The sequence below is a fragment of the Rhodoferax ferrireducens T118 genome (assembly GCF_000013605.1).
Classification (GTDB): Bacteria; Pseudomonadota; Gammaproteobacteria; order Burkholderiales; family Burkholderiaceae_C; genus Rhodoferax; species Rhodoferax ferrireducens.
In genome coordinates this window covers 4225744-4241014 of the sequence record NC_007908.1, presented here as the reverse complement: position 1 = coordinate 4241014, position 15271 = coordinate 4225744, and the positions used below count along the sequence as shown (strand labels likewise).

The window sequence follows — 15271 nt, the reverse complement described above, 5'->3', positions numbered from 1 at the left end:
TGCGGTGTCTGATAAAGACGCCAACTGAAGCAAAGAGGTGAAAAAATGCCACGTCGTCGCGAAGTCCCTAAACGTGAAATCCTGCCGGATCCTAAGTTCGGCAATGTCGAGTTGTCCAAATTCATGAACGTGATCATGGAAGGCGGCAAAAAAGCGATCGCCGAACGCATTATTTATGGTGCGCTTGAGCAGATCGAGAAGAAGAACCCTGGCAAAGACCCGGTTGAAGCCTTCACCATGGCCATCAACAACGTCAAGCCGATGGTTGAGGTGAAGTCCCGCCGCGTGGGTGGCTCCAACTACCAGGTGCCGGTTGAAGTGCGCCCGGTGCGCCGCTTGGCTTTGTCCATGCGCTGGATCAAGGAAGCGGCTCGCAAGCGCGGTGAAAAATCCATGGCATTGCGCCTGGCCAATGAACTCATGGAAGCCACCGAAGGTCGGGGCGGCGCCATGAAAAAGCGGGATGAAGTTCACCGTATGGCAGAGGCCAACAAGGCCTTTTCCCACTTCCGCTTCTAAGAGGCGGTTACTGCGCGATTTTCATGCGTCGGTGCGGCTTCTTGTCGCGCCTTTTGCACTGCCAACAGGGTGGTGCCCAGTCTGAAAGTCGCTCGCTACGCCTCAAGGATCGAAAATCCTTGGGGGTAGCAGTTTGAAGATATAGATCAACCAAGGATCCATCATGGCTCGCCATACCCCCATTGAGCGCTACCGCAATATCGGTATTTCGGCTCACATTGACGCCGGTAAAACCACCACCACCGAGCGCATTCTTTTTTATACCGGCATCAATCACAAGATTGGTGAAGTGCATGACGGCGCTGCCACCATGGACTGGATGGAGCAGGAGCAAGAACGTGGTATCACGATCACCTCGGCGGCCACCACCTGCTTCTGGAAAGGCATGGAAAACAACTTTGCCGAGCACCGCATCAACATCATCGATACCCCTGGACACGTCGATTTCACCATTGAGGTCGAGCGTTCCATGCGTGTCCTCGACGGTGCCTGCATGGTCTATTGTGCCGTGGGTGGTGTGCAGCCGCAGTCTGAGACCGTTTGGCGTCAGGCCAACAAGTACAAAGTGCCTCGCCTGGCATTTGTGAACAAGATGGACCGCACCGGGGCCAACTTCTTCAAAGTCGTGGACCAGATGAAGCTGCGCCTCAAGGCTAGCCCTGTGCCCATGGTGATTCCAATCGGCGCGGAAGAAAATTTCACTGGCGTGGTCGACTTGCTCAAAATGAAAGCCATCATTTGGGATGAGGCGTCACAAGGTATGTTGTTTGACTACCGTGAGATTCCCGCCGAGCTGCTGGAGCTGGCCAAGGAATGGCGTGAGAAGATGGTTGAGGCTGCCGCCGAAGCGTCTGAAGAGCTCATGAACAAATACCTCGAAGAGGGTGATTTGACCGAAGACGAGATCAAATTCGGTATTCGTACCCGCACCATCGCCAGCGAAATCCAGCCAATGTATTGTGGCTCCGCGTTCAAGAACAAAGGCGTGCAGCGCATGCTGGATGCCGTGGTTGAATTCATGCCGTCGCCAGTCGATATTCCTCCGGTCAAGGGGATGGACGAAGACGAAAACCCGGTGGTACGCCAGGCTAACGACACCGAGAAATTTTCCGCCCTCGCTTTCAAGCTGATGACCGACCCGTTTGTGGGGCAGTTGACCTTTGTGCGCGTCTACTCGGGTGTCCTGCAAAAAGGGGATAGTGTCTACAACCCGATTCGTGGCAAGAAGGAACGCATTGGGCGGATTGTGCAGATGCACGCCAACAATCGCCAAGAGGTGAGCGAAATTGTCGCGGGCGATATTGCGGCTTGTGTCGGTTTGAAAGACGTGACGACCGGTGAGACCCTGTGCGATCCCGGTGCCATCATCATGCTCGAGCGCATGGTGTTCCCTGAGCCCGTCATTACGCAGGCTGTGGAGCCCAAGACCAAGGTTGACCAGGAAAAAATGGGTATCGCTTTGCAGCGTTTGGCGCAAGAAGATCCTTCCTTCCGCGTCAAAACGGATGAAGAGTCCGGTCAGACCCTGATCGCCGGTATGGGCGAGTTGCACCTCGAAATCATTGTTGACCGCATGAAGCGCGAATTTGGCGTTGAAGCCAATGTGGGCAAGCCGCAAGTGGCCTACCGCGAAACCATTCGCAAGACGGTCGAAGATGCCGAAGGCAAATTCGTGCGCCAATCGGGCGGCAAGGGTCAGTACGGGCACGTCGTGCTCAAGATTGAGCCGAACGAACCCGGCAAGGGCATTCAGTTCATCGACGCTATCAAGGGTGGTGTTGTTCCGCGCGAATTCATCCCTGCGGTTGAAAAAGGCATTAACGAGGCTGTGACCTCGGGCGTGCTGGCGGGTTACCCGGTGGTTGATGTCAAGGTGACGCTGCATTTCGGCTCCTACCACGATGTGGATTCGAATGAAAACGCCTTCAAGATGGCGGCCATTTTTGGCTTCAAAGAAGGTTGTCGCAAGGCGGGTCCGGTGATTCTGGAACCCATGATGGCTGTGGAAGTCGAAACACCAGAAGACTACGCCGGCAACGTGATGGGCGATTTGTCCTCACGTCGCGGCATGGTGCAAGGCATGGAAGACATGGTTGGTGGTGGCAAGGCCATCAAGGCGGAGGTACCCTTGTCTGAAATGTTCGGCTACTCCACCACGCTACGTTCCATGTCACAAGGTCGCGCGACCTACACCATGGAATTTAAGCACTACACCGAAGCGCCGCGCAACGTGTCCGAAGCCATCATGGCGGCTAGGGCCAAATAATTTCTGTTCGGTTTGCAGGACAGGCCACAGCGGCACAAAGTGAGCTGGCCCTGTCCTCGGACTGATTGGATTTACAACTGTCTGCGATTTCGCACCCCGAGCTGCCCGTGGCTAGGGAACCCGTGACGAACTGCAAACATTAAACCAATTCACGGGTATTGCTCTTCTAAGGATTTGAAAATGGGAAAAGAAAAATTTTCGCGTAGCAAGCCGCACGTCAACGTCGGCACCATTGGCCACGTCGATCACGGCAAGACCACCCTGACAGCGGCCATCACCAGCGTGCTGGCGGCCAAATTTGGCGGCACCGCCAAGGCCTACGACCAGATCGATGCAGCGCCCGAAGAGAAAGCGCGCGGCATCACCATCAACACGGCCCACGTCGAGTACGAGACCGCCAATCGCCATTACGCCCACGTCGATTGCCCCGGCCACGCTGACTATGTGAAGAACATGATCACCGGCGCGGCGCAAATGGACGGCGCCATTCTGGTCGTGTCCGCCGCTGACGGTCCCATGCCGCAAACCCGCGAACACATCCTGCTGGCGCGCCAGGTCGGCGTGCCTTACATCATCGTGTTCCTGAACAAATGCGACATGGTCGACGACGCCGAACTGCTCGAACTCGTTGAAATGGAAGTGCGTGAACTGCTCGACAAGTACGAGTTCCCGGGCGACACCACCCCCATCATCCATGGCTCGGCCAAGCTCGCCATGGAAGGCGACAAAGGCCCCATGGGCGAACAAGCCATCATGAAACTCGCTGATGCGCTGGACAGCTACATTCCCCTGCCGGAACGTGCCATTGATGGCGCCTTCCTGATGCCCGTCGAAGACGTGTTCTCGATCTCCGGTCGTGGCACCGTGGTGACCGGCCGCGTTGAACGCGGCATCATCAAAGTCGGCGAAGAAATCGAAATCGTCGGCATCCACGACACCCAAAAGACCACCTGCACGGGCGTCGAAATGTTCCGCAAACTGCTCGACCAAGGTCAAGCGGGTGACAACGTCGGCATCTTGCTGCGCGGCACCAAGCGTGAAGATGTGCAGCGCGGCCAAGTGCTGTGCAAGCCCGGTTCGATCAAACCGCACACCCACTTCACGGGCGAGATCTATGTCTTGTCCAAAGACGAAGGTGGCCGCCATACCCCGTTTTTCAACAACTACCGTCCCCAGTTCTACTTCCGTACCACGGACGTGACCGGTGCGATCGAGTTGCCGGAAGGCAAAGAAATGGTGATGCCGGGCGACAACGTGTCGATCATCGTCAAGCTGATCAACCCGATCGCCATGGAAGAAGGCTTGCGTTTCGCCATCCGCGAAGGTGGCAAGACGGTCGGTGCCGGTGTGGTTGCCAAAGTTATCGCGTAAGGACTACCATGGCTACCAAACAAAAAATCCGTATTCGTCTGAAGGCTTTTGATTACAAACTCATCGACCAGTCGGCCGCCGAGATTGTAGATACCGCCAAACGCACTGGCGCCATTGTTAAAGGCCCGGTGCCTTTGCCAACGCGCTTTAAACGTTTTGACATCCTGCGTTCGCCGCACGTCAACAAAACCAGTCGCGACCAGTTCGAAATCCGCACGCACCAGCGCCTGATGGATATCGTTGACCCGACGGATAAAACCGTTGATGCGTTGATGAAACTTGATCTTCCTGCGGGTGTGGATGTCGAGATCAAGCTGCAATAGGTTTGAAAGGGTTTTTCGGTAACTGGAAAGTTCTTGAAGGACCATGTATTGACTGAACTTGCAACCTGACGGGGTTCGGAATATACTATTAGGCTGCGTTGGAAATGCCAGGCATGACAGCGCAGTTTTATTAACAGTCTCTCACGCAAAACGCTGTAGCCAATTGAAGTTGCAGCGGTGAGAGTTACGGAGAAAAAAATGAGTCTGAGCAACTCCCTAGGGTTGCTGGGCCGCAAGGTGGGCATGATGCGCCTATTCACCGATGAGGGGGATTCAATCCCTGTCACGGTGGTAGACGTCTCTAACAACCGTGTGACTCAGGTCAAAACCCAAGAGAATGACGGCTACGTCGCCTTGCAGGTGACGTTTGGTGCGCGCAAAGCTTCGCGCGTCACCAAGCCTGCGGCTGGGCACCTTGCAAAAGCAGGTGTTGAAGCAGGTGAAATCATCCGCGAATTCCGCCTGACCGCCGATGTGGCTGCGCAGTACAAAGCAGGCGCAACGGTGCCTGTGACGGCTGTGTTTGCTGTCGGCCAAAAGGTCGATGTGCAGGGTACTACCATTGGTAAAGGCTTTGCCGGCACGATCAAGCGCCACCACATGAAGTCGCAGCGCGCGTCGCACGGTAACAGCCGTTCGCACAATGTGCCAGGTTCCATTGGTATGGCCCAGGATCCAGGTCGCGTGTTTCCTGGCAAACGCATGACGGGTCACTTGGGAGATGACACGGTCACCACCCAAAACCTGGATGTGATTCGCATTGACGAAGCTCGTCAACTGCTGATGATTAAGGGTGCTGTTCCTGGCTCAGCCGGCGGTTTTGTAACCGTTCGTCCTGCTGTCAAGGTCAAAGCCAACAATACTGACGTGAAAGGAGCGAACTGATGCAGCTCGAACTCCTGAATGACCAAGGTCTGGCTACTGCAAAATATGAAGCGCCGGAAACCGTGTTCGGTCGCGCTTACAACGAAGATCTGGTGCACCAGATCGTCGTTGCTTTCCAGGCCAATGCCCGCCAAGGCACACGCGCTCAGAAAGACCGTGAGCAGGTCAAGCACTCAACCAAGAAACCTTTTAAGCAAAAGGGTACGGGTCGCGCTCGTGCTGGTATGACCTCTTCGCCGTTGTGGCGTGGAGGCGGTCGGATATTTCCGAACATGCCGGACGAAAATTTCACACAGAAAATCAACAAAAAGATGTATCGCGCTGGCATGGCGTCCATCTTGTCGCAGTTGGCTCGCGAAGGTCGCCTGGCTGTGGTTGATTCCATGAAAGTGGACTCGCCCAAGACAAAGCCCTTGGCTGCCAAGTTCAAGGCCATGAATCTGGAATCCGTCTTGGTGATTGCCGATGAGGTTGATGAAAACCTGTACCTGGCATCCCGGAATCTGGTGAATGTTTTGGTTGTGGAACCACGCTATGCTGATCCAGTGTCCCTGGTTCACTACCGCAAGGTGATTGTCACCAAGGCGGCGATGGAAAAACTGCAGGAGATGTTCGCATGAGTCATGGTCCAAATCTGACTACATTTGACGAAGGCCGTCTGATGCAAGTGCTCGTCGCACCTATCGTGTCCGAAAAGGCAACGATGATTGCGGAAAAGAGCAATGCGGTGACCTTCAAGGTGCTGCAAGACGCCACCAAGTATGAAATCAAGGCCGCTGTGCAATTGATGTTCAAGGTTGAGGTTAAAGGCGTCTCTGTGGTGAACACTAAAGGCAAAACCAAGCGTTTTGGCAAGTCTGTTGGCCGTCGCGATAATATTCGCAAGGCTTATGTGACGCTGAAGCCTGGGCAAGAGCTGAACCTCGGTGGGGAGGCTGCGTAATCATGGCTGTTATCAAAATGAAACCAACTTCCCCAGGCCGTCGTGGCGTGGTGAAGATTTCGCGTGATCATTTGTACAAGGGTGAACCCTTTGCACCTTTGTTGGAGCCTCAGTTCCAGCATGCCGGTCGCAACAACAATGGTCATATCACTACTCGTCACAAGGGCGGTGGTCACAAACACCATTACCGTGTGGTTGACTTCCTTCGTACCAAGGATGGTATTCCGGCCAAGGTCGAGCGCATCGAGTATGACCCGAATCGTTCGGCGCACATTGCGCTGGTCTGCTATGCCGATGGCGAACGTCGTTACATCATTGCCCCGCGTGGTCTTGAGGTCGGTGCATCCATCATGAGTGGTGCAGAAGCTCCGATTCGTGTTGGCAATACTCTGCCTATCCGCAATATTCCGGTGGGTTCCATCGTGCATTGCATTGAGTTGCAAATCGGCAAAGGCGCGCAAATCGTGCGCTCTGCCGGCACCTCCGCAACCTTGCTGGCGCGTGAGGGCATCTACGCTCAGGTGCGTATGCGTTCGGGTGAAGTTCGCAAGATTCACATCGAATGTCGCGCGACCTTGGGTCAAGTCGCCAATGAAGAGCACAGCCTGCGCCGTCTCGGCAAAGCGGGTGCCAAGCGTTGGAAGGGCATCCGTCCGACCGTCCGTGGTGTGGTTATGAACCCGGTGGATCACCCGCATGGCGGTGGCGAGGGCAAGACCGGCGAAGGCCGTCATCCAGTCGATCCTTGGGGTAATCTGACCAAGGGTTACCGTACCCGTAACAACAAGCGCACGCAGGTCATGATCGTGTCGCGTCGCAAGAAGTAAGGGGCAGGTAAATGACTCGTTCTCTCAAAAAAGGTCCGTTTGTTGACCATCACTTGGTCGCAAAAGCCGATAAGGCGGTTGCCACCAAAGACAAAAAGCCGATCAAGACCTGGTCGCGTCGCTCAATGGTTTTGCCCGATTTCATCGGCTTGACCATTGCGGTGCACAACGGCAAACAGCACGTGCCGGTCTATATCACCGATCAAATGGTTGGCCACAAGTTGGGTGAGTTTGCTCTCACCCGGACTTTCAAGGGCCATCCTGCGGACAAAAAAGTCCAAAAGAAATAAGGAGGTGACCATGGAAACACGTGCAACCCTTCGTGGCGTTCGTTTATCGGTCGACAAAGGCCGTTTGGTCGCGGATCTGATCCGCGGCAAGAAGGTGGATCAAGCCTTGAACATTTTGCAGTTCACGCAGAAAAAAGCTGCCGTGATCATCAAGAAGGTTCTTGAGTCCGCCATTGCCAACGCTGAGCACAATGATGGTGCCGACATCGACGAACTGAGGGTGAAAACCATCTTCGTTGAGCAAGGTGCATCGCTCAGGCGCTTCACGGCCCGCGCAAAAGGTCGTGGCAACCAAATCAGAAAACCCACGTGCCATGTGTACGTGACGGTTGGTAACTGAAAGAGGCCAGGAAGATATGGGACAAAAAATCCACCCAACCGGCTTTCGCTTGTCGATCAGCCGCAACTGGGCATCACGCTGGTACGCCAATGACCGTGATTTCGCGGGCATGCTGGCTGAAGACATCAAGGTACGCGAGTACCTGAAGGCCAAGCTGAAAAACGCGTCTGTGTCGCGTGTATTGATCGAGCGTCCTGCCAAGAATGCCCGTATCACGATTTTCTCGGCTCGTCCGGGCGTTGTGATCGGTAAAAAAGGCGAAGACATCGAGAACTTGAAGCGTGAGTTGTCGCGTCAACTCGGCGTGCCGGTTGCAGTCAACATCGAAGAGGTGCGCAAGCCCGAAATTGATGCCAAACTGATTGCCGACAGCATTACGCAGCAGCTTGAAAAGCGAATCATGTTCCGCCGTGCCATGAAGCGCGCCATGCAAAATGCGATGCGTCTGGGTGCCTTGGGCATCAAGATCATGTCGTCAGGCCGGCTCAATGGCATTGAAATCGCTCGTTGCGAGTGGTACCGCGAAGGTCGCGTGCCGCTTCATACACTGCGCGCCGATATTGATTACGGCACCTCTGAGGCGCAAACAACCTACGGCATTATTGGTGTCAAGGTCTGGGTGTACAAGGGTGACACCTTGGGGCGTAATGATCTGCCTGCTGCTGTTGAGGCCCGTACCGATGAAGAGCGCCGTCCACGCGGTCCCCGTCGCGATGATCGCGGTGCTCGTCCAGGTGCAGACCGTCCGGCCCCCCGTGTTGCACGGCGCCCCCCAATGGGTGCCAACACAGCGCCGTCCGATGGCAGCGACAAACCCGCGGAGGCCACTGGGGCCGGCGCACCGAAACCCGCCGTTCAGCGCGTCCGCAAGGTAGCCGCGCCAGCTGCAGCAGCTGACGGCAAAGGAGAATAATTATGTTGCAACCCGCTCGTCGCAAATATCGCAAAGAGCAAAAGGGCCGTAACACCGGTATCGCAACTCGAGGTAGCTCGGTTGCGTTTGGTGATTTCGGTCTGAAGTGTATTGACCGCGGTCGTTTGACAGCTCGTCAGATTGAAGCCGCACGTCGTGCGATTTCTCGTCACGTCAAACGTGGTGGCCGTATCTGGATCCGAGTCTTCCCTGACAAGCCAATTTCCCAAAAGCCTGCTGAAGTGCGTATGGGTAACGGCAAAGGCAATCCTGAGTACTACGTGGCTGAAATCCAGCCGGGTAAGATCGTTTTTGAAATTGTCGGCGTACCAGAAGAGTTGGCTCGTGAAGCGTTTCGTTTGGCAGCCGCCAAGCTGCCTTTGCGGACCACTTTTGTGGCTCGCATGATTGGCCAGTAATCAGGAGAACATGATATGAAAACTACTGAACTACGCCAAAAAGACGTTGCCGGTCTGCAAGCAGAAGTCAAAGAGTTGCAAAAAGCTCACTTTGGCCTGCGCATGCAAAAAGCCACGCAACAACTCAACAACACCGCTACGCTGCGCTCCACGCGCCGTGATATTGCTCGCGCCAAGACCATTCTTGTCGAGAAGCAAAGCGCTGAAACATCCGCCAAATAAGGAGCGATAAATGACGGAAGCTAAAAAATCCCTCAAGCGCACCTTGGTTGGCAAGGTGGTCAGCGACAAGCGTGCCAAGACTGTGACTGTGCTGATTGAGCGTCGTGTCAAACACGAGCTCTATGGCAAGATCGTTGGTAAGTCCAGCAAGTACCACGCCCATGACGAAACGGGCGAGTACAAACTGGGTGACATCATTGAGATCACGGAAAGCCGTCCCATTTCTAAAACCAAGAACTGGGTGGCAACCCGCCTGGTTCAAAAGGCGGCTGTGGTTTAAGCCTTTGCAGTCCTGAGACTGCAAGGTTCGTAGAAACGGCTCACAATGTGAGCCGTTTCTATTTGTATTTCTCTATGGGGCGGACTTCATGCGCTGTCTCACAAATTTCAATCCATCATTTAAGGACCATTCAATGATTAAAGTAGGCGATCAACTTCCCGCAACCACTTTGATGGAATTTTCGGAAGTGGAGGGCGGCGGCTGTAGTCTCGGCCCCAACCCCGTGGACGTCGCGAAGGCCAGCGCGGGCAAGACCATTGCCCTGTTTGCTTTGCCGGGGGCCTTCACGCCAACTTGTTCGGCTAAGCATGTGCCTGGCTATATCCAGCACTTCGACGCGCTGAAAGCCGCCGGGGTTGATGAAATCTGGTGCGTCAGCGTCAATGATGCTTTTGTCATGGGTGCCTGGGCGCGCGACCAGAAGACCAACGGCAAGGTGCGCATGCTGGCCGATGGCGACGCGGCTTTTGCCAAGGCGACTGGCTTGACGCTGGACCTGACCGGCAAAGGCATGGGACTGCGCAGCAACCGTTACTCCATGCTGGTAAAAGATGGCAAAGTTGTCACGCTCAACATCGAAGCCCCCGGGAAATTTGAGGTCAGTGACGCGGCCACCCTGCTCGCGCAAGCAAAAGCCTGAACGCTTGCCTGAATCGACAAGCCTGCCATACAACATGTGTGGCGGGCTTTATAAATTGGCTTTCAGGTAGTGCGCCCCTTTAATCGGGTTATGGTAGTAGGGCGCGATTTCTTCGAATCCCAGGTCTTGGTACAAAGCGCGTGCGCTTTCCATGTCATCGAGGGTGTCAAGTAGCACGCAAGCATAGCCCGCCATACGCGCACAGTCCAATATAGCCTCGACCAACTGGCGCCCGATGCCGGTCCGTCGGAAGCCTGGCCGAACGTAGAGGCGCTTCATCTCGCAAGCGTTGGGGTAGTCTGCTGTATCCAGTGGCCGCAGCGCGCAGCAGCCAGCCAGTTGTCCATCTACCATGGCCATGAGCAAAGCGCCACGTGGCGCGGCATATTCGCCTGGGAGTTTGGCCAGTTCAGCCTCGAAATCCTGAAAACACAAGTCAATCTGCAACGCATCTGCGTATTCACGCAAAATGCTACGCAGTTTGTTGAGTTCTTCCAACGTGTTGGGCACGATGAATTGGATCGATGGAATTTTCACAGCTGAAGATTGTGCATCATGGCGGCGACAAGTTGTCGCGGCGCCTCAGCGCGCACCTCGCCAGCTCATGCATTGAGTCGAAAGTGTAGCTGCAGGTGCAGTCGAAATTGCCGGATGATGGCCAATGAAGCGTCGAGCTGATGGCGCTCAAGTGTGCTCAAGTCTGCGAGCACGACCAGGTTGGTGACGGGCTGCCCGAGTGCGATTTGACGCAGGTTGTTACGCAACTTGAGTGTCATGAGCAAGTGCAATGTTTCCTCAAGATCACGGGCCATTTCGGGTGTCAGGGCATGTTGACTGGCCAAATCATGCAGCCGGTCAACCGTACTCAGGGCCTCCAGTCGGTGCTCCAGGGCGAGCGCGCGCACACCGTGGACGATGGGGAAAGTGCCGAGTTTTTTGAGATCGAAGGTCTGCGCCGTCGCACCACGCAACCGGCTCAAAACGCCAAAGAAACCCGTGGCAGGCTCCCTGAACTGATTGATGGCGTCCGCCAGTCGAGCAATGAAAACCTCGCTGCCTTGGGCCAAATCCAAGGCAAAGGCGCGCGCGTTACCCAACAGTGTGGCGTCGCCCGATACCGTGTGGGCGTCAATGAAGATGGCCAGGTTCATGGCACCTTCCGGGTTGCCACCCAGCAACCAATGGCCAATCATTTCCTTGAAGCCAGCCAGCGGCTGACACCACAGCGGGTTGGTCACCATGATGTTGCCTGGGCAGGGGGGGTAGCCAAAGGTCAGCAGTGCGGTGCTGAAGCGGTTCACGATGTCGGCCAGACCCTCGCAGTGGTAGCCGTCACGCAGCAGCAAGGCGTTGTCCTGGTCGGTTTTCAAGATCTGCTCGCCCCGCCCTTCACTGCCCATCACCAGCAGCGCACTGTTTTGAATCAGTTCGGCCGGTGCGACCAGCGACCAAAGGCGGGCAAATATTTGGGCGTTCAGACCGCTGACGAGGCGCGAAACGATGTCGATGCGCACGCCTCCACGCACCAGCAGCCCAACGGACTCGTCCACCTGCTGCGCCGCCACTTTGAGCTCTTCGGCGCTACTGGCCTGATCGACCTGCAGGGCAATCAGGTGCGAGTGGTTGGTGACAAAGCCCATCAGGTCGAGTTGGCTGAGCACGCCGAGAATCTCGTCGCCGTCCTTGACCAGGATGCGGTGCACCCGATGGCGCAACATGGTCAAGAGCGCATCAAACAACTCGGCCTCCGGCGGCAGTGTAATCAGCGCAAAGTGCGCCACTTCGCGCACTGCCAACGGTTGCGGCCGCAGCATGGCATCGCGCAGGTCCGTGGTTGTGAAGAAGCCCAACCGCGGCACGCCATCCAGGACATCATGCACAAGCGCGCTGGTGCGTTGATGCTCGGACATCAGGCGGCAGACCGACACCATATCGGAGCTGCCATCGACGTAAAAAGGAGGGTGCAGGGGAATGTCGCGCACCCTTACCAGCATCAGGGCAAGCAATTCGCGGTTGTGGTTGACATCCTCCTCCTCGACCAGTTGGCGCGACATGCCGGCAAAGACCCGGGCGCTAAAGCGCGCGTTGCTGGCAAGCAAGCTAAGGATCGCCGTCTTGGGCAATTGCCACGCCTGTACGGCATCGAGCGCCGTGGCCGTGGCATGACAGCGCCCGGTCAGCAGCGCTCGCCAGCCCAGCGTTTCGCCAGCACCCAGCACCAGGCTGCTGGCGTCTTCGTCTTGTTGCACGTGGCCGATGCTCAACAGCCAAAGGTGCTGCGGCACGGCGGTCGGCGATAGCAAGGTGTCGCCCGCGGCCAGACAAACGCGTGTGGCGGTCTCCCGCACCAGAGCCTGTTCGGTGGCGCTGAGTTCGTCAAAGGGCGCCACAGTAAAGCGAAAATCGTCTGACACTTGGGGCCTGTAAAAACAAGGAAAGTCTGTTAGCTTAACGCAGGCAGTCCTTGAAATCTGCCGTCAGACGATTTTCCCTGTCGCCCGATGAACGCGATTGAGTAGCGATCGTCGCCTGTTCTCAAGGCTTGTCCAGTACCTGATCTGCGACCGCTGTGGACTCCTGATCGGCGTGTGGCTGCGCACGGGCATCGCGGGCCACCCCGTCGCCTTCATGGATTAATGTCATTTATGCCTGCAGCCCCCGTCAATAGGTCATCATGTGCTATCGATTAAATAGCGAATTAGGTTTGCTTGGGAAGCGCCCATCACCTGACGCTCAATGAAAAAAAGGACTGCCAGCTTGGCGCCGGCAGTCCTCAAAAGTTATCGGATGAATTGAAAATCATCCGATGAACGCCAGTATCAATGGCCTGACGCTGACGCCGATCCGATGCCGGTCTCAGATCGGACCTCTTGCGCTGGATAGCCAGCCCGATCAACAGCTGCACGTGCACTGCGGTCGAACGTAGAGACCAGCCAGATGGTCAAGAACGCGGCCGGGATCGAGAAGATCGCCGCCGAGTCATACGGGAACCAGGCCGAGCCCGCTGGATGGTGCATGACGGCCACCCAGACACTGGGCGAGAGAATCGTCAACACCACAGCCATGATCAGACCGACAAAACCGCCGGCCACTGCCCCTTTGGTGGTGCAGTCTTTCCACAGAACCGACATGAACAGCACTGGGAAGTTAGCCGAGGCCGCAATCACGAACGCCAGCATCACCATGTAGGCCACGTTTTCTTTTTCAAACGCGATGCCCAGCGTGACGGCGATGATGCCCAACGCCACGGTGGTGATTTTGGAGACCCGCAACTCATCTGCCTGGTCAACCCGACCTTTTCTCCAGACCGACGCGTACAGGTCGTGCGAAACCGCCGAGGCACCCGATAGCGTCAGGCCAGCGACCACGGCCAGAATGGTGGCAAATGCCACGGCCGAGATAAAGCCCATGAACACGTTGCCGCCGACTGCCTTGGACAGATGCACTGCCGCCATGTTGCCGCCGCCGTTCAGACCTTTGCTGATGTCACCACCAACAAAGTAGTCCATCGGGTTGGGAATCAGGTTGGTGATAGCGCCAAAGCCGATGATGAAGGTCAGGATGTAGAAATAACCGATCCAGGTGGTTGCCCAGCCGACTGACTTGCGTGCTTCTTTGGCGCTAGGTACCGTAAAGAAGCGCATCAGGATGTGGGGCAAGCCAGCGGTGCCGAACATCAACGCCATGCCGACCGAAATCGCCGAGATTGGGTCCTTGATCAGACCACCCGGGGCCATGATGGCGTCTTTCTTTGAGTGCACTTCAATTGCTTTCTCAAACATCATTTCAGGCGAGAAGCCAAATTGAAGCAACACCGAGAACGCCATGAAGGTGGCACCACCGAGCAGCATGCAGGCCTTGATGATTTGCACCCAGGTGGTGGCGGTCATACCGCCAAACAGCACGTACATCATCATGATCGAGCCCACCAGGATTTCAGCGTACAGGTATTCCAGTCCAAATAGCAACTTGATGAGTTGGCCAGCGCCGACCATCTGGGCGATCATGTAAAAGGCCACGACCACCAGCGAGCCGCAGGCAGCGAAGATGCGGATCGGCGTTTGACTGAAGCGATAACCGGCCACGTCAGCAAAAGTAAATTTGCCCAAGTTGCGTAAGCGCTCGGCCATCAGGAAAGTGATGATCGGCCAGCCGACCAGCCAGCCGATGGAGAAGATCAGGCCGTCAAAGCCGTTGGCAAACACCAGCCCCGAAATACCCAGAAACGAAGCGGCCGACATGTAGTCGCCCGCAATCGCCAGTCCGTTTTGAAAGCCGGTAATGCCACCGCCGGCGGTATAGAAGTCAGACGCGCTCTTGGTGCGGGAGGCCGCCCATTTGGTGATGCCCAGTGTCAGAATAACGAAGGTGGCAAACATGCCGATCGCGGTCCAGTTGGTGGTCTGCTTGACCGCTTGACCCAGATCGGCTCCGGCCGCATAAGCTCCGGCGGAAAGTGCCAGCAGTGAGAACAGCGCGATCGCGCCTTTAAATTGCGATAGACGCGTCATTTCAGGGCTCCTTTCACAATTTGTTGTGTCAAGTCGTCGAACTCGGTATTGGCGCGACGCACGTAGATGTTGGTGATGATGATGGTGAACACCAGCACGCCAATGCCCAGGGGCATACCCAGGGTGATGATGCCGGCGCCGAGCTTGGTGGCGAGCAGGGGTTTGTTATAGGCCACCAACAAGATGAAGCCGTAGTACACGACCATCATGGACAGTGTCAGCCACCAGCCGAAACTGGATCTCTTGGATTTAAGCTCCTGATATTTTGGGTTGCTCACAACCCGTTGTATCCAGTCTTCTTGCATGAATGTCTCCTTCGTTGGTAATGTAAAAAACTTGCAAATTCAAGAAGGGGGATTGTCTTTATCCTCTGCAAGTTGAAACTCAAGGTGCAACACCGTTTGAGGTACACGCCCAGTCTTGTTTTTGAAACTTACATCGGACTGTCATTTCGTCACATAAGTGCCGCTATTTACCAAGGGAAAACCCGCAATTGCGATCGTATTGCTGCCTGCGCGTAAG

General features: G+C 55.8%; 19 protein-coding genes. 15 read left to right on the top strand and 4 right to left on the bottom strand.

What is annotated here, in order from left to right; genetic code table 11:
* The first annotated feature begins 45 nt into the window (after positions 1–45).
* From rpsG to RFER_RS19235, 15 genes are all read left to right on the top strand, one after another.
* A complete protein-coding gene (rpsG, locus tag RFER_RS19305; protein ID WP_011466062.1) occupies positions 46–519 on the top strand; it encodes a 30S ribosomal protein S7 in 474 nt (157 codons plus the stop codon).
* A 163-nt stretch (positions 520–682) separates the two neighbouring features.
* Entirely contained in the window at positions 683–2785 is a 2103-nt protein-coding gene (gene fusA / locus RFER_RS19300) for an elongation factor G (RefSeq protein WP_011466061.1), read from the top strand.
* 180 nt (positions 2786–2965) lie between these two features.
* Positions 2966–4156, top strand: a complete 1191-nt coding sequence (gene tuf / locus RFER_RS19295) for an elongation factor Tu (protein WP_011466060.1) — start codon at positions 2966–2968, stop codon at positions 4154–4156.
* Positions 4157–4164: 8 nt separating this feature from the next.
* Positions 4165–4479 carry a 30S ribosomal protein S10 gene (gene rpsJ / locus RFER_RS19290; RefSeq protein ID WP_011466059.1) on the top strand — a complete coding sequence of 105 codons (315 nt, stop codon included), beginning with the start codon at positions 4165–4167 and terminating at the stop codon, positions 4477–4479.
* Between the two features lie 198 nt (positions 4480–4677).
* Positions 4678–5364, top strand: coding sequence for a 50S ribosomal protein L3 (rplC, locus tag RFER_RS19285; RefSeq protein ID WP_011466058.1), 687 nt, complete (start codon positions 4678–4680; stop codon positions 5362–5364).
* Complete coding sequence (gene rplD, locus RFER_RS19280; protein ID WP_011466057.1) at positions 5364–5984, top strand: 50S ribosomal protein L4; 621 nt, start codon at positions 5364–5366, stop codon at positions 5982–5984. The genes rplC and rplD overlap by 1 nt, the downstream gene beginning before the upstream one ends.
* Complete coding sequence (gene rplW, locus RFER_RS19275) at positions 5981–6307, top strand: 50S ribosomal protein L23 (protein WP_011466056.1); 327 nt, start codon at positions 5981–5983, stop codon at positions 6305–6307. The genes rplD and rplW overlap by 4 nt, the downstream gene beginning before the upstream one ends.
* Before the next feature lie 2 nt (positions 6308–6309).
* Positions 6310–7134, top strand: a complete 825-nt coding sequence (rplB, locus tag RFER_RS19270) for a 50S ribosomal protein L2 (protein WP_011466055.1) — start codon at positions 6310–6312, stop codon at positions 7132–7134.
* Positions 7135–7145: 11 nt separating this feature from the next.
* Complete coding sequence (gene rpsS / locus RFER_RS19265) at positions 7146–7424, top strand: 30S ribosomal protein S19 (protein WP_011466054.1); 279 nt, start codon at positions 7146–7148, stop codon at positions 7422–7424.
* Positions 7425–7434: 10 nt separating this feature from the next.
* Positions 7435–7764: a 50S ribosomal protein L22 gene (gene rplV, locus RFER_RS19260; protein ID WP_011466053.1), complete on the top strand. Its 330-nt coding sequence runs from the start codon at positions 7435–7437 to the stop codon at positions 7762–7764.
* A 16-nt stretch (positions 7765–7780) separates the two neighbouring features.
* Positions 7781–8677 carry a 30S ribosomal protein S3 gene (gene rpsC, locus RFER_RS19255; protein WP_011466052.1) on the top strand — a complete coding sequence of 299 codons (897 nt, stop codon included), beginning with the start codon at positions 7781–7783 and terminating at the stop codon, positions 8675–8677.
* Positions 8678–8679: 2 nt separating this feature from the next.
* Positions 8680–9096, top strand: coding sequence for a 50S ribosomal protein L16 (gene rplP / locus RFER_RS19250; RefSeq protein WP_011466051.1), 417 nt, complete (start codon positions 8680–8682; stop codon positions 9094–9096).
* 15 nt (positions 9097–9111) lie between these two features.
* Complete coding sequence (gene rpmC, locus RFER_RS19245) at positions 9112–9318, top strand: 50S ribosomal protein L29 (RefSeq protein WP_011466050.1); 207 nt, start codon at positions 9112–9114, stop codon at positions 9316–9318.
* A 10-nt stretch (positions 9319–9328) separates the two neighbouring features.
* A complete protein-coding gene (rpsQ, locus tag RFER_RS19240; protein ID WP_011466049.1) occupies positions 9329–9598 on the top strand; it encodes a 30S ribosomal protein S17 in 270 nt (89 codons plus the stop codon).
* Positions 9599–9731: 133 nt separating this feature from the next.
* Positions 9732–10238, top strand: coding sequence for a peroxiredoxin (locus RFER_RS19235; RefSeq protein ID WP_041790993.1), 507 nt, complete (start codon positions 9732–9734; stop codon positions 10236–10238).
* 48 nt (positions 10239–10286) lie between these two features.
* Here the strand turns inward: RFER_RS19235 and RFER_RS19230 are convergent, their stop codons facing one another.
* From RFER_RS19230 to RFER_RS19215, 4 genes are all read right to left on the bottom strand, one after another.
* Positions 10287–10775, bottom strand: coding sequence for a GNAT family N-acetyltransferase (locus RFER_RS19230; protein WP_011466047.1), 489 nt, complete (start codon positions 10773–10775; stop codon positions 10287–10289).
* A 65-nt stretch (positions 10776–10840) separates the two neighbouring features.
* A complete protein-coding gene (locus RFER_RS19225) occupies positions 10841–12652 on the bottom strand; it encodes a putative nucleotidyltransferase substrate binding domain-containing protein (protein WP_011466046.1) in 1812 nt (603 codons plus the stop codon).
* Positions 12653–13057: 405 nt separating this feature from the next.
* Positions 13058–14749: a cation acetate symporter gene (locus RFER_RS19220; RefSeq protein ID WP_011466045.1), complete on the bottom strand. Its 1692-nt coding sequence runs from the start codon at positions 14747–14749 to the stop codon at positions 13058–13060.
* Entirely contained in the window at positions 14746–15054 is a 309-nt protein-coding gene (locus RFER_RS19215; RefSeq protein WP_011466044.1) for a DUF485 domain-containing protein, read from the bottom strand. Before RFER_RS19215 ends, RFER_RS19220 begins: the two co-directional genes overlap by 4 nt.
* Between the last annotated feature and the right edge of the window lie 217 nt (positions 15055–15271).

What these genes read in the sequence shown, in the direction of transcription:
- rpsS (WP_011466054.1), top strand. Translation starts at nt 7,146, where the DNA reads ATGACTCGTTCTCTCAAAAAAGGTCCGTTTGTTGACCATCACTTGGTC.
- rplW (WP_011466056.1), top strand. Translation starts at nt 5,981, where the DNA reads ATGAGTCATGGTCCAAATCTGACTACATTTGACGAAGGCCGTCTGATG.
- RFER_RS19235 (WP_041790993.1), top strand. Translation starts at nt 9,732, where the DNA reads ATGATTAAAGTAGGCGATCAACTTCCCGCAACCACTTTGATGGAATTT.
- RFER_RS19215 (WP_011466044.1), bottom strand. Translation starts at nt 15,054, where the DNA reads ATGCAAGAAGACTGGATACAACGGGTTGTGAGCAACCCAAAATATCAG.
- rpsG (WP_011466062.1), top strand. Translation starts at nt 46, where the DNA reads ATGCCACGTCGTCGCGAAGTCCCTAAACGTGAAATCCTGCCGGATCCT.
- rplV (WP_011466053.1), top strand. Translation starts at nt 7,435, where the DNA reads ATGGAAACACGTGCAACCCTTCGTGGCGTTCGTTTATCGGTCGACAAA.
- rplB (WP_011466055.1), top strand. Translation starts at nt 6,310, where the DNA reads ATGGCTGTTATCAAAATGAAACCAACTTCCCCAGGCCGTCGTGGCGTG.
- rplC (WP_011466058.1), top strand. Translation starts at nt 4,678, where the DNA reads ATGAGTCTGAGCAACTCCCTAGGGTTGCTGGGCCGCAAGGTGGGCATG.
- fusA (WP_011466061.1), top strand. Translation starts at nt 683, where the DNA reads ATGGCTCGCCATACCCCCATTGAGCGCTACCGCAATATCGGTATTTCG.
- rpsC (WP_011466052.1), top strand. Translation starts at nt 7,781, where the DNA reads ATGGGACAAAAAATCCACCCAACCGGCTTTCGCTTGTCGATCAGCCGC.
- rplD (WP_011466057.1), top strand. Translation starts at nt 5,364, where the DNA reads ATGCAGCTCGAACTCCTGAATGACCAAGGTCTGGCTACTGCAAAATAT.
- tuf (WP_011466060.1), top strand. Translation starts at nt 2,966, where the DNA reads ATGGGAAAAGAAAAATTTTCGCGTAGCAAGCCGCACGTCAACGTCGGC.
- rpsJ (WP_011466059.1), top strand. Translation starts at nt 4,165, where the DNA reads ATGGCTACCAAACAAAAAATCCGTATTCGTCTGAAGGCTTTTGATTAC.
- RFER_RS19220 (WP_011466045.1), bottom strand. Translation starts at nt 14,749, where the DNA reads ATGACGCGTCTATCGCAATTTAAAGGCGCGATCGCGCTGTTCTCACTG.
- rpmC (WP_011466050.1), top strand. Translation starts at nt 9,112, where the DNA reads ATGAAAACTACTGAACTACGCCAAAAAGACGTTGCCGGTCTGCAAGCA.
- rpsQ (WP_011466049.1), top strand. Translation starts at nt 9,329, where the DNA reads ATGACGGAAGCTAAAAAATCCCTCAAGCGCACCTTGGTTGGCAAGGTG.
- rplP (WP_011466051.1), top strand. Translation starts at nt 8,680, where the DNA reads ATGTTGCAACCCGCTCGTCGCAAATATCGCAAAGAGCAAAAGGGCCGT.